The sequence below is a fragment of the Sphingomonas sp. SORGH_AS_0438 genome, from assembly GCF_031453475.1.
Taxonomy (GTDB): Bacteria; Pseudomonadota; Alphaproteobacteria; order Sphingomonadales; family Sphingomonadaceae; genus Sphingomonas.
Genome location: NZ_JAVIZS010000001.1, coordinates 3609375 through 3623000, shown reverse-complemented (window position 1 = coordinate 3623000; position 13626 = coordinate 3609375). Strand labels below are relative to the sequence as shown.

At 66.3% G+C, this 13626-nt stretch carries 6 protein-coding genes; 4 read left to right on the top strand and 2 right to left on the bottom strand.

Annotated elements, in window-relative coordinates; genetic code table 11:
• Nucleotides 1-3: 3 nt before the first annotated feature.
• Together QE452_RS17055 and QE452_RS17050 are read right to left on the bottom strand one after the other, a co-directional pair.
• Entirely contained in the window at nucleotides 4-3276 is a 3273-nt protein-coding gene (locus QE452_RS17055) for a carboxypeptidase regulatory-like domain-containing protein (protein WP_309730417.1), read from the bottom strand.
• A gap of 478 nt (nucleotides 3277-3754) precedes the next feature.
• Nucleotides 3755-7273: a TonB-dependent receptor gene (locus QE452_RS17050; protein ID WP_309730414.1), complete on the bottom strand. Its 3519-nt coding sequence runs from the start codon at nucleotides 7271-7273 to the stop codon at nucleotides 3755-3757.
• Between the two features lie 239 nt (nucleotides 7274-7512).
• Here QE452_RS17050 and QE452_RS17045 point away from each other — a divergent pair, with 239 nt between their 5' ends.
• Genes QE452_RS17045 through QE452_RS17030 form a run of 4 tightly spaced genes read left to right on the top strand, consistent with a single transcriptional unit; the run spans nucleotide 7513 to nucleotide 13617 of the window.
• Entirely contained in the window at nucleotides 7513-9027 is a 1515-nt protein-coding gene (locus QE452_RS17045; RefSeq protein WP_309659114.1) for a tryptophan 7-halogenase, read from the top strand.
• Nucleotides 9024-10478, top strand: a complete 1455-nt coding sequence (locus QE452_RS17040) for a tryptophan 7-halogenase (RefSeq protein WP_309659115.1) — start codon at nucleotides 9024-9026, stop codon at nucleotides 10476-10478. Before QE452_RS17045 ends, QE452_RS17040 begins: the two co-directional genes overlap by 4 nt.
• Before the next feature lie 5 nt (nucleotides 10479-10483).
• Entirely contained in the window at nucleotides 10484-12103 is a 1620-nt protein-coding gene (locus QE452_RS17035) for a tryptophan 7-halogenase (protein WP_309659116.1), read from the top strand.
• Nucleotides 12100-13617, top strand: a complete 1518-nt coding sequence (locus tag QE452_RS17030; RefSeq protein ID WP_309659117.1) for a tryptophan 7-halogenase — start codon at nucleotides 12100-12102, stop codon at nucleotides 13615-13617. Before QE452_RS17035 ends, QE452_RS17030 begins: the two co-directional genes overlap by 4 nt.
• The last annotated feature ends 9 nt before the right edge of the window (nucleotides 13618-13626 follow it).

Genomic DNA, 13626 nt, shown 5'->3' with positions numbered 1-13626 from the left:
AGATCAGAAATTCACGCCGAACTGGATGCGGGCCGAGCGGCCGTCATTATATTGCAACGGCAGCGAATAGGTCGGCTGCGGTGCACCTTGCGAAGTGGTTCCCGTTTCAGCCAAGCGCAGTTTCTGCCGCGAGTTGAAGACGTTAAACACCGACAGGCGGATGAAGCCGTTGAAGGCATCCGTCGGCACGGCAATCACTGCGTCCAAGTTGAGTTGCGCCAGCCAATCCGACTTCAGCGCCGAGCCGCGCTTCACCTCCTGCAGGGTGCTGGGACGCACCCCGCCAGCCCGGTCGAACCGGTCGTTGATGACTGCGAAGCCGGTCGGATTGCGGACCACATTGCCATTCACCACGTTACAATAGGCGGCATTGGCACCGTAATAGAGACCGGTGATGCCGCCCGGTGCCGTGGCGTCGGAGTCCAGATAGGCCGGCGCACGGCCATAGCAGCCGAACCGACGAGGCGAACCGAGCGAACCGTTCGCGCCCAACGTCAGCCAGTCTGCGACCTTATATGATCCCCAGGCCTTCAAATTGTGGCGACGATCGTTGGGCAGATAGCCATAGGTACCATTGACTAGCGCCGGAAGGTCGAAAGCCGTGGTCAGGCCTGAGTCGCTCTGTCCATTGTCGGACCGCACGCCACCTTCGATGTTTCCGTAGAGCTTCGAATAGGTGTAATTGGCATGGAGTTCCCAGACGCCATCGGAATCACGGTCAACCGCGAAGGCCATGCCGCGATAGGTACGCTGTGCCCTCGGATAGCCGAGCGAGGCCGCCGACAGTGTCACCGTCCGCAGGGTCGTCTCACCCGGTAGCGGATCGCTGAGCGTCACCGCCACATCACGTCCCGGATTGATCAGCGTGAACTGATGCACGCCGTTCCAGATATTGCGGCAGTTCGTCGCACTCTTGCCTTGCGATATGCAGTAGGGAACGATCGCCTGGTCGAGTGCCGCGTCTTCCAACGAGTTGTTGAGCTTGGTCTGCGTAAAGACGAAGCGGGCCCGGATGCGGTTGTTGAACCGATGCTCCATGCCCAATATGATTTCGTCGACCGATTGCGGCTTGAGATTGGACGCCACGACCGAGTCCGTGTTGGGCACGGTGCCGTCGTTGCTGACCGTGCAGGCGGTGCCTGCCGGGGAGCCGCCCAGACAATTCGTGAATCCGGCACCGGTGGTGATCGGCGTGCCCAGGATCGGCACGTTGGTCGCCGTCAGGCCGTTCAGCAGATAATAAGTGGTATAGTCCAGTTCACCACCCGCCAGGCGGACATTGGTGTTGACCGCCACCGGGAGATAATAGCGGCTGAAAGACCCGAAGATTTTCGTGCGACCGTCGCCCAGCGGATCGAAGCTGGCGCCCAGGCGCGGCCCCCACTGGTTCTTGGCGAGGAAGAAGGTCTGGCCAGCACCGTTGCGGTTCTCGAACCGGTCGTTGCGGATGCCCAGGTTCAACTGCAATCGGTCGTCGAACAGCCGCCAGTCGTCCTGCACGTAAAATGCGGTGTTACGACTTGCGAACTGCCCGCCGGTGCGGAAGGTGCGCGCCTTCACATAGGAGGTGCCGCTCACCAGACCAACGGTGGGATCGATCGTTCCCGTCGCCCCGGAAGCCGTCAGCAGCGTATATTGCGCGCCGCCATTGGCAGTGCTGATCGAGTTCTCATCCAAATCCTCGCGATCATAGCCGCCACGGATATGGTGCGAACCGAGGAGGGTGAACCGCACATCGGCATCGGCCCGGTAGAAGGTCCGTTTGTCGAAGTTCAGAGACGCGTTCGACAATGTATTGCCGATGCTGCTATTGGCACCGTTGCGCTGGTCGACCACCGACGGCAGGTCAGGCAGGCTCGATTCGGTGGTGTCCCTGTTCTTGTTGACGCCATAGGCTGCCGACAGGGTCAGCCAGTTGGTGAAGCTGCCGGTATAGCGCAAGACATAGTTCTCGCCGCCCGAACGGTAGAGGTTGGTCGCGACATAGCCACCGGGCTGGTTGGTGTTGAGGTTGTAGCGCAGGCCGCTGGCCAGCGTGTACTGGCTGGTGCCGAACACGCTGTCGCGCTGAGTCCCGCTGGTGTTCCAGTAGGTCCCCTCCAGCCGCTGGCCGTCAACGATCACCGCATCGATCTTGGCACCGTAGAACGGGTCGTTCGCGACCGTCCGTGTGTAGGACGTCCCGGCCAGATTCAAGCCAAAGTCGGCCAGATCGGCATAGTCGGCGCAGAAGGCCCGGTTGGTGGCGCAACCGTTGGCGCCTGTGCCGGTGCGACTGACGACGCCGCTGTATCCCTGGGACGAGGTGTAGTTGCGGGCATTGTAGATGCCGTAGAAGAACAAATGATCCTTGATGATCGGGCCCGACAGTTGCGCAATGAAGTCGGTGCGCGCCCGATAGCGCGAGTCATTGTCGGCGGCATAGGTGTTGCGGGTGTTCGACCGCAGCTCGTTCGGCTCCCAGTTGAAGGTGATGCCGCCATGGAAGGTGTTCGAGCCCGACTTGGTCGTGGCGTTGATCATACCGCCGGTGAAGCGTCCGAACTCCGCCGGGATACCGCCCGTCTTGATGTCGACCGTCTGATAGAAATCGAACGGCACCGCCACCGCACCCAGGCCATTGCGGAATTGCGTCGTGTTCAGGCCGTTGATGTAATAGGCATTCTCGGACACCGAGGCGCCATTCACCGATGGCAGCCCACCGGCCGGACCGAAGCGGTTGTCGCCGCCTACCGTGCCCGGCGCCAGCAGCACGACCGCAGTCAGATCACGTGCCACCGGCACGCGCGCCGCGACATCGCCCACGTCGATCACCGCACCGACCGTGTTGCTGCTGAAATCGACCACGGCGGTACGCCCGGCCGTCACGACGATCTCGCCGCCCGCGCCCTCATCGGCGCTGGCGAGAGTGAACTGGTTGGCCGCACGACCCTGGATCAGGCGGACGGCGGGATCGGTGAAGCTGCTCCGGCCCGGCGCTTCCACCGTGAAGCTGTACGTGCCCTGCGGCAGTGCGGTGATCGTATAGCTACCGTTGCCGTCGGTCACCGCGCTCCGTGAAAAGCCCTGTGCGGTGGACGTGACGGTCACCGTTGCGCCAGCGATCGGACGACCGTCCGTACCCTGCACCCTACCCGTTGCATTGACCTGCGTGTAATCCTGCGCCGCTGCCGGAGCGGCCGTCATCAGCGTACCACCAAGCCCCAATCCGGCAAAAGCCGCGACCGCGACACCTTGCGCGAGCGAACGTCGAACAGCTCTGAATCCCTGATTCATTCAGTATCCCCCATGACTGGCGATGGTCCTTTCGGACCGCTCGCACCCCTTCCGAAGATGGCGGCAGCACTCGGCTCCCGGTCCCTCCCACCTTCGGTCAGGCAGATCATGGAAAGGGGTCACATCACTGTAAAGATTGGTTCAACCTTCCCTCAGTCACGCCACTAACCCGTATCATAAAAACAACAGATTCGACTCTGCATCACGCTGTAGCGCTGCAATACGCTAATCCAGCCAACCATCTGATAATCAGTGATATTTTATAGATTTTAGGTAAAACTGACGGCTTTACTGAATACTGGCCAATATTTTCGGTGATAAATCGTGAAAGCCATAGGCAACCGAAGCCACGAGCCCCTTGTCCGAAGCTTCACCTATCGTCATCATGATCATTTTGTATTTCGTATATATCTCTACGGCACAAAAAAAGCGCGCCCGGTTGCCCGGACGCGCCCATGGTCGTCGGTGGTTCGCCGACCTAGAAGTTGCCGCGCACGATGAACGAGAAGCGGCGGTCGTTCATGAAGTAGCTGCGCGGGGCCAGCTGGCTGGGATCGCCGGTATAGGCCTGCAGCGTCTTGGTCGTGGTGTTGGTCAGGTTCACGCCCTGTACGCCGACCTTGATATACTTGTTGAGGTTGAGGAACGCCGAGGCGTCGAGCGAGCCCGTGCCGGCCTGGAAGATCGACGTATAGGGGAAGATCACGTCGGCCGCCGTCAGCAGGTACTTGGACCGCCAGTTATACGCCGCCCGCAGCGAGACCGGACCCTTCTCGTAGAAGACCGTCGCGTTGACATTATGCTTCGACAGCCCCTCGAACGGCAGGCTGCCCGGCTTGATCGTCGAGACGTTGGACGGCGCGCCGGTGTTCAGGAAGCTGTTGGGCAGTCCCGAGCTTTCGATGAACGAGTAGTTGGCGTTGACGCCCAGCCCGTCCAGGAACCCCGGAAGGAAGTCGAAGGTCTGCTGATAGGCGACCTCGACGCCCTTGATCTTGCCCTTGCCGGTGAAGTTCTCCGGATAGCGGAACTGCACCGACTCGGTGACACCGTTGCTGGTGACGTTGCGGGGCAGGATCGACTGGTAGAAGAAGTTCGACACTTCCTTGTAGAAGGCGTCGACCGTCAGCGAGCCGACCCGCGCGAAATACCATTCCAGCGTGGCGTCGAACTGCCAGGCGGTGGCGGGCTTCAGGTACGGATTGCCCGAAGTCGCGATCGGCTGGCCGCTCGCCGCATCGGTGCCATAGGTCTGGTAGTTGCGGATGTTCGCCGAGTCCGGCCGGGTCAGCACCTTGGAGGCGGCCAGACGCACGATCAGGTCGCGCGACAGGCCCAGCTTCAGGTTCGCGCTCGGCAGCCAATAGGTATAGCCGGTGCGGGCCACGTCCGGGGTCGTCGCGCCGGTCGCGAACTGCTGGAGCGCGGCATAGGCGCTCGGCCCGAGGCGACAGATGCCGCCCGGCGTCTGCGCCGGCGTGCCCGCCGGTGCGCCTGCCGGCACGGTCGCGACGCAGCGGGTCGCATAGTCCTGGGTGATGCCGAAGGCGTCGCGGGTCGGAATGGTGAACGCACCGGCCGAGGCGATGTCGGTATGCACGAAGCGCACGCCGACATTGCCGTCGACGCGGATGCCCGCGAACAGCGGATCGCTCGATCCGAAGTTCACCATCACATAGGCGTTGGTGTCCTGCTGGTTCACATCCTGGATTTCGCCCGGCAGGTAATAGGAACCGGGGATCGCACCGGGACGCTGCGCGGCACCGACGAAGCGGTTGGTGGCCGTCGCGCCGTTCTGGTTGCGCCAGATGTCGTTCAGCGACTGGAAATACGCCACCGACTGGTCGTAATTCTTCAGCAGGTCGCCATTGTAGTAATAGCCACCGACCGGCCCCGGCGTCTTCCCGCGGAAGAAATTGGGGTAGGTGTAGAAGTCGACATTCTGGGTGCCGCCCTGCTGGATCGTCACCGGCGCGCCCGACCAGACTTCGCTGATCGCACCCCAGTTATAGGCCGAGTAGCGCACGGTCTGCTGACGCTCGGCATAGCGCGCGCCGAACTTGATGCGCTTCAGGAAATTGGCATCGTCGTTGAAGTTATAGGCGAAGTCCGCCTTCAGCGCATATTCCGAGCCCTTGCTCTGCTCGAAATGGTCCATCGCCGCGCGCCAGAAGGTGGCGCGGGGATCCTTGAAATAGGTCGCATCGTCCTGCCCGGCATAGATGCTGGGCTGTCCCCAGGTCGGGGCCAGCGTCATCGGGCGATGCGGGATCACCACCGGCAGGCCGCCGGTCAAATCCAGCTCCTGGTCGGCGAAGGTCGAGCCGAAGACCGCGAAGTCCTTCTGCGTCCGCTTCGCCATCGTATAGTCGGCGTCGAGATTGACCGCCCAATGCTCGTCCGGGTTGAACTTCAGGTTGAAGCCGATGTCCTGGACGATGTTCGACTCATAGACCTGACGGCGCGACAGCGACTGCTGGATGCCGCCGGTCGGCACGGTCGTGGTCGCGCTGCCGCTGTCAGCGGAACGCCAGCCCTGGCCGGGCAGCGTGATGATGCCCTTCTGGAACAGGCCGCTATCGTCATATTCGTAGTTCTGGAACTGGCCGACCGGGCATTCGGCGCGGGTGCCCGGGTTGCTGGTCGTGACCGGCGTCGTGCTGGCATCGTCGATGCGCGGCGAGCCGTTCTGGTTCTGGAGACAGCCGGCCGGATAGGTGTTGTATTCGGACAGGTCGGGCGCGGTTTCGAACGTGTGCTCGCCCCAGCTCTGGGTGGAGTGCGAGCGCAGGAACTGGAGGCTGGCGACGGTCTGCTTGTCGGTGCTCTCCCACTGCGCGGCCAGCGCGATGCCGCGCCGCTTGCGGTCGAAATCCTGGCTGCGGAACTGGCCGCCGATCGGCGCATAGGCATTGGGCCGGAAATCGGCGAAGCCGTCCGCCCCGGCCGCTCCGGCCGTGCCGCACAGCGCGTTGGCGGGCGGCAGCGTCGTCGTGTCGGTGTTGCTGGGCAGCGGATTGCGGCAGAGCTGCGCCTGCGCCGAGCCGGCGGTCAGGTTGCCCGAGGGCGCGAACTGCCCGTCGCGCGTCTGGAAATTGGTGATCTGGATGCCGTCCGCCCGGCTCTTCAGCCGCGAATAGGAGACGTCGCCGAGCAGGCCGAAGCGGCCGATGCCCGTATCCCAGGTGTCGCTGACCAGCACCGAGCCGGTGGGCGTCCACTTCTTGCGGAAGTCGCCGTAATTGGCCTCGCCATTGACGCCGACATGGAGGCCGGGGTTGTCGAACGGCTTGCGGGTGTTGAGGTTGACCGTGCCGGCGAGACCGCCCTCGATCAGCTCGGCGGTGGCGTTCTTGTACACCTCGACCGAGCCAAGCAGTTCGGCCGGCACGTCGGCGAAGTTGAGCGCCTGGCCACCGACGCCCGCGGCGAAGGCGTCACGTCCGTTGAACTCGGACCGGACGAAGTTCAGGCCGCGCACCACGACGCCCGAACCCTCGACCGAGAAGTGGTCCGGGTCGTTCGAGCCGGCGAAGCGGTTGATCGACACGCCGGGCACGCGCTGCAGCGCTTCCGTCACCGAGCGGTCGGGCAGCGCGCCGATGTCCGACGCGGTGATCGCGTCGACGACGGTGTCGGAGTTGCGCTTGATGTTCTGGGCGTTGGCCAGGCTCTGGCGGATGCCGGTGACGACGATCTCGCCCTCGCCCGACTCGCTCGGCGGCGTGGTGCCGGCCTGCGGGGGCAGCGTGTCGCCGCGCGCGACCTCGGGCGAGGGCGCGGTGCTGGTGTTGTTGGTCGCGCCGGGATCGGTCGCCGTGCTGGTCGGGCTGGCGGTGCCGGCCGTCCCCTGGCCCGCAACCGCGCCGGTCTGCGCCTGGGCCGGCGCGGCGAGTGCGACGACGCACAAGGCTGTTGCCGATACGCCGCAGTGCAGCAGTCTGGCGATGTTGAATGCAGTGGCGCCGGCCATCGGCGCGGCAGATCGATACCCCATTACCCTCTTCCCTGGTTAGCGCTGCCATTACAGCTGCCGCTTGATCTTCGATTTGGTTATGCACGGAAAATCACTGGAGCAAGGAGATTTGTTTGCGGTATCATTGATCTGAAACACATGGCGTGACGATGGTGGACAAGCGTTGCAAAAAGGCAACGAGGCCAAATCATGGCGTGTCTTTAAATCTTATCATTGGAACCGGTTTCAACCGGTCGGATCGAAATGGAGCGGATGAAAGGATGACCGAGACACCCCCTATCCGGGTCGTGATCGTCGGCGGCGGCACATCGGGCTGGATGGCGGCGGCGGCGCTCGCCAAGCTGTTGCCGCGCCGCTGCACCGTCCACCTGGTCGAGTCGGAAGCGATCGGAATCGTCGGCGTCGGCGAGGCGACGCTGCCGCATATCCGTGCCTTCAACGAGCGACTCGGCATCCGCGAGGCCGACTTCATGGCCTGGACGCGCGCGACCTTCAAACTGGGCATCGAGTTCCGCGACTGGGGGCGGATCGGCGACAGCTATATCCACCCCTTCGGCACCTTCGGGCGCGGGCAGAGCGAGGTGGATTTCCACCATTATTGGGCGCGGCTGATGCAGGCCGGCGTCGCGGTGCCGCCGATCGAGCAATTCTCCATGGCCTGCACCATGGCGCGCGAGGGCCGGTTCGCGCTGCCGACAACCGATCCGCGCCAGATCACCACGACCTTCGGCTATGCCTATCAGTTCGACGCGGTGCTGTTCGCCCCCTATCTGCGCGCGCTGGCCGAGGGGATGGGCGCGGTGCGGAGCGAAGGCATCGTCGTCGATGTCGAGCGCGACGGCGAGAGCGGCGACCTGACCGCCATCCGGCTGGCCGACGGGCGGCGGATCGAGGGTGACCTGTTCGTCGACTGTTCGGGCTTCCGCTCGCTGCTCTTGGGCGGCGCGATGGGCGAGCCGTTCCAGGACTGGTCGCGCTGGCTGCCCGCCGACCGGGCGGTGGCGATGCCGTGCCGCACCGAAACGGCGCTGACGCCTTATACCAGCGCGATCGCCATGCCGGCGGGCTGGCGCTGGCGCATCCCGCTCCAGCATCGCACCGGCAATGGCTATGTCTATGCCAGCGGCTTCACCTCCGACGACGCGGCGCGCGACGCGCTGGTCGCGGCGGTGGAGGGCGAGCCGATCGCCGACCCGCGCCTGTTGCGCTTCACCGCCGGGCGGCGCGAGCGAAGCTGGGTGGGCAATTGCGTCGCCATCGGCCTGGCCAGCGGGTTCCTGGAGCCCCTGGAGTCGACCAGCATCTATCTGGTGCAGCAAGCGATTACCGCGCTGATCGAACTGTTTCCCCAAGGCCACGTCCGCGGCGTCGACCGCGACGAGTTCAACCGCGTCATCGACCTGGAATATGAGCGGATCCGCGATTTTCTGATCCTGCATTATCATGCGACCGAGCGCGACGACTCCGAATTCTGGCGCTATGTCAGGACCATGACCATTCCGGACAGCTTGGCGGAGAAGATGGAGCTGTTCCGTCGGCGCGGTCGGATCGTGAAATATCGCGAGGGCGTGTTCCTGGATGCGAGCTGGGTCGCGGTCTATCTGGGCCAGCGCGTCCGGCCGGAGGGGCGCGACCCGCGCGCCGACCTGCCGGCGATGGACGTGCTGATGCGGGGCATGACGAACCTGCGCGACGAGGTCGCCGCCACCGCCGCCGCGATGACGGGCCACCTTGCCTTTATCGACCGCTATTGCCCGATGAGCCCTGCCGCATGAGCGATCGGCGCGGACCGATCCGCCGGGTGCTGGTGGCCGGCGGCGGATTGGTCGGCTGGTCGGCGGCGGCGGCCCTGCAGCGGCGGCTGCCCTGGCTGGAGGTGGTGATCCTGCCGATCGCGCCACCGGCCGATGCGATCGCCGACCGGATACACGCCACCCTGCCCTCGCTCCTGGGCTTTCACGAGGATCTGGGCCTGTCGGACGCTGATGCGGTGGTCCGCACCGGCAGCAATATCCGGCTGGGGACGCTGTTCGAGGGCTGGACGGCGGGGCGGGCCGGACATGTGCCCGATTATGTACACGCCTATGGCCGGCACGGGCGGCCGTTCGAGGGCGGCTCCTTCCACCTCCATTGGGCTCGCGCGGCGCGGCATCAGGCCCCTGCGCCGTTCGACCGCTTCTCCGCGGCGGCGGTGATGGCGCGCGCCGGCCGGTTCGCGGTGCCCGCCGATGATCCGGAGGCGCTGGTCGGCGGATTCGAACATGGGCTGCATATCGATCCCGTCCGCTATGCGGCGATGCTGCGCGCTTTCGCGCTCCATTGCGGGGTGCGCGAGCGGGCGGGCGACTTGGCCGGCGTGGAGATCGGTAAGGACGGCTTCGTCGCGGCGGCGCTGCTGGCGGAGGGCGACCGGGTCGAAGCCGATCTGTTCGTCGACGCCACCGGCCCGGCGGCGCGGCTGCGGAGCGCTCTGGACGATGCGCGCATCTCTTGGGCGCCGTGGCTGCCCTGCGACCGGCTGATCCTGGAGGACGCGGCGGCGATGCCCGCCGACCCGCTCGACCGGGTGACGGCGCATGGCTGCGGCTGGCGCTGGACAGGCGGCGGATCGCAGGGGCTGGTCTATGCCAGCGCCTTTGCCGGGGCGGCCGAATGGGCCGGCCTGGGGGTCGCGATCGATCCCGGCACGCGGTCCCGCCCCTGGCTGCGCAACTGCGTCGCGATCGGCGATGCCGCGACCGCCGTGGAGCCGCTGGAATGGACCAACCTCCATCTGGCGCACAGCGCAATCGACCGGATCGTCGCGATGCTGCCGGGTCGCGACTGCGCACCCGTGGAGCTTGCCGAATATAACCGCCAATGCGCCGCCGAGGCGGAGCGGGTGCGCGACTTCCTGGCGCTGCATTATGCGGTGTCCGACCGGCCCGAGCCGTTCTGGCGCGCGGCAGCCGGGATCGCGCCGCCGCCCTCGCTGGCGCACAGCCTGGCACAGTTCCGTGCACGGGGTCGCCTGCCCTTCTACGAGGAGGAGACCTTCGCCAAGGACAGCTGGCTCGCCGTGCTGATCGGCCAGGACGTGCTGCCCGAGCGCGACGATCCGCTGATCGGGCTGGTGCCGCCCGACCGGGCCGCCGCCGCCATGACCCATCATGCCCAGGCGCTCGCCGCCGCCGTCGCCGCGCTGCCCCCGGCCGGCGCCGCCCATCCCATTCTGCAGAGGTCCTGATCCCGATGAACGAACATGCGATCCGCGACGTGGTGATCGTCGGCGGCGGCACCGCCGGCTGGATGGCCGCCGCCGCCTTCTCGCGCTTCCTCAACAACGGCCATACCCGCATCACCCTGGTCGAATCCGAGGAGATCGGCACGATCGGCGTCGGCGAGGCGACGATCCCGCCGCTGGTCAGCTTCAACCAGATGCTCGGCATCAACGAGAACGATTTCCTGCGCGAGACGGCGGGCACGTTCAAACTGGGCATCGAGTTCGTCGACTGGGGCCGGCTGGGCGACCGGTATTTCCACCCCTTCGGCAGCCATGGCCATGACCTGCAGGGCGTGCATTTCCACCAGCTCTACCTGCGCGAGCGGCAGCGCCAGGCGCTGCCGCCGATCGCCACCTGGTCGATGAGCGCGGTGGCGGCGGCGCAGGGCAAGTTCGGCCGCCCCTCGCCCGAGGCGCAGTCGCCGATCCGCGAACTCCTCTATGCCTTCCATTTCGACGCCGGCCTCTATGCCCGCTTCCTGCGCCGCTATGCGGAGGGGAATGGCGTGACCCGGATCGAGGGCAAGGTGGCGGACGTCACGCTCCGGCCGGAGGACGGGCATGTCGCCGCAGTGACGCTGGCGGACGGGCGGCAGGTCGCGGGCGACCTGTTCATCGACTGTTCGGGCTTTCGCGGCCTGCTGATCGAGGAGGCGCTGGAGACGGGCTATGAACCCTGGGGCCAGTGGCTACCCTGCGACCGCGCGGTCGCGGTGCCGAGCGCGCTGACCGGCGAGCCCGATCCCTTTACCCGCGCCACCGCGCACAAGGCCGGCTGGCAGTGGCGCATCCCGCTCCAGCACCGGATGGGCAACGGCCTGGTCTATGCCAGCCAGTTCCTCGACGACAATGCGGCGGAGCGCGAACTGCTCGGCCGGCTGGAGGGCGCCCCGCTCGCCGAGCCGCGCCGCCTGTCCTTCACCACCGGGCGGCGACGCGAATGCTGGAGCCGCAACGTCGTCGCGCTCGGCCTGTCGAGTGGCTTCATCGAGCCGCTGGAATCGACCAGCATCCACTTCATCCAGTCCGGCATCGCCCGGCTGATCGCGCTGTTCCCCGACAAGCGCTTCGATCCGGTCGAGCGCACCGAGTATAACCGCCAGATGCGCGAATTGTACGAGGATGTCCGCGACTTCGTGATCCTCCACTACAAGGCGACCGAGCGCACGGACTCGCCCTTCTGGGACCGGTGCCGGACGATGGAGGTGCCGGACTCGCTGCGCCGCAAGATGGACCTGTTCCGCGCCAAGGGCCGCGTCTTCCGCGACTCGATGGAGCTGTTCGCGACGACCAGCTGGGTCGCGGTGGCGTTCGGCCAGCATCTCTGGCCCGAGCATCACGAGCCGGCGGTAGACGCGCTGGACGAAGACCGCGTCGCCGCCGCCCTGGCGCAGATGCACCAGGGCTATGCACAGGTCACGCAGCAACTGCCCAGCCACGGCGCCTTCCTGCGCCAGACCGCGCTGTCGCCGCTCGCCGCCGGGGCCGCGCCCGCCCCTGTCGCGGCGCCCGCGCCCGCCGACGCGCTGCCGCGCTTCTCGTTCGAGTCGGATTCGCCCTTCACCGGCACGATGGGCTCGCCGGTATGAGCGAGGCGGCGATCCGCGACATCGTCATCGTCGGCGGCGGCACCGCCGGCTGGATGGCGGCGGCGGGCATCGCACGACTGGCGGGCGCGCTGCCCGGCGTGACGATCACCCTGGTCGAGTCGGACGCGATCGGCACGGTCGGCGTCGGCGAGGCGACCATCCCGCAGATCACGCTGTTCAACACGCTGCTCGGCATCGACGAGGCGGAGTTCGTGCGGGCGACGCGGGCGACGTACAAGCTCGGCATCGAGTTCGTCGACTGGACGCGGATCGGCCATCGCTACGTCCACCCCTTCGGCCTGTACGGCATCGACATGGCGGGGGTGGAGTTCCACCATCACTGGCTGCGCGGCGCGGCGCTGGGCGATGCGACGCCGCTCGACGCCTATTCGCTGGCCGTGGTCGGCGGGCTGGACGGGCGCTTCGCCCATCCCCGGCCCGACCAGCCCAATTCGCCGCTGGCGAAACTCGCCTATGCCTTCCAGTTCGATGCCGGCCTTTATGCCCGCTTCCTGCGCGCCCGCGCCGAAGGCTGGGGCGTGGTGCGGCGCGAGGGGCGGATCACCCAGGTCCACCGGCACGCCGAGAGCGGCCATGTCGCCTCGGTCGAACTGGCCGACGGCACGACCATCGCGGGCGACCTGTTCATCGACTGTTCGGGCTTTCGCGGCCTGCTGATCGAGGAGGTGATGCAGGCGGGGTTCGAGGACTGGACCGACTGGCTGCCCTGCGACCGCGCCTGGGCGGTGCCGTGCGAGCTGGGCGGCGACCGCCAGCCGCTGACCCGCTCCACCGCGCGCCCCGCCGGCTGGCAATGGCGAATCCCGCTCCAGCACCGGATCGGCAATGGCTATGTCTATAGCAGTGCGCATGTCTCGGACGACGAGGCGGCGGCGCTGCTGCTGGCCAATCTGGACGGTCGGCCGATCGCCGACCCCAAGCCGCTGCGCTTCACCGCCGGGCATCGCCGCCGCGCCTGGGTCGGCAATGTCGTGGCGCTAGGCCTGGCCGGCGGGTTCCTGGAGCCGCTGGAATCGACCAGCATCCATCTGGTCCAGTCGGGCATCGCCCGGCTGATGGCGCTGTTCCCCGATCGCGGCTTCGACCCGCTGCTGGCGGAGCGGTTCAATGCGGAGACGGAGCGGGAATATCGCGACATCCGCGATTTCCTGGTGCTGCACTACAAGGCGACCGAGCGTGACGATTCGCCCTTCTGGGACTATTGCCGCACCCTGCCGCCGCCGCCGGGGTTGGCGGAGAAGCTGGCGATGTTCGCGACGAACGGCCGCATCCACCGCGAGAATAACGAGCTGTTCACCGAGACGAGCTGGCTGTCGGTGATGATTGGCCAGGGCGTGATGCCCCGGCGTCACCATCCGATCGCCGACACGCTGCCCCCGGCCGAGCTGCTGCACCGTCTGGGGCATATCCGCAGCGTCGTCACCGACACCGCGCGCGCGATGCCGCGCCAGGACGATTATCTCCGCCAGATCGGCTGCGATCTCGACACATAAGGCGCCTTT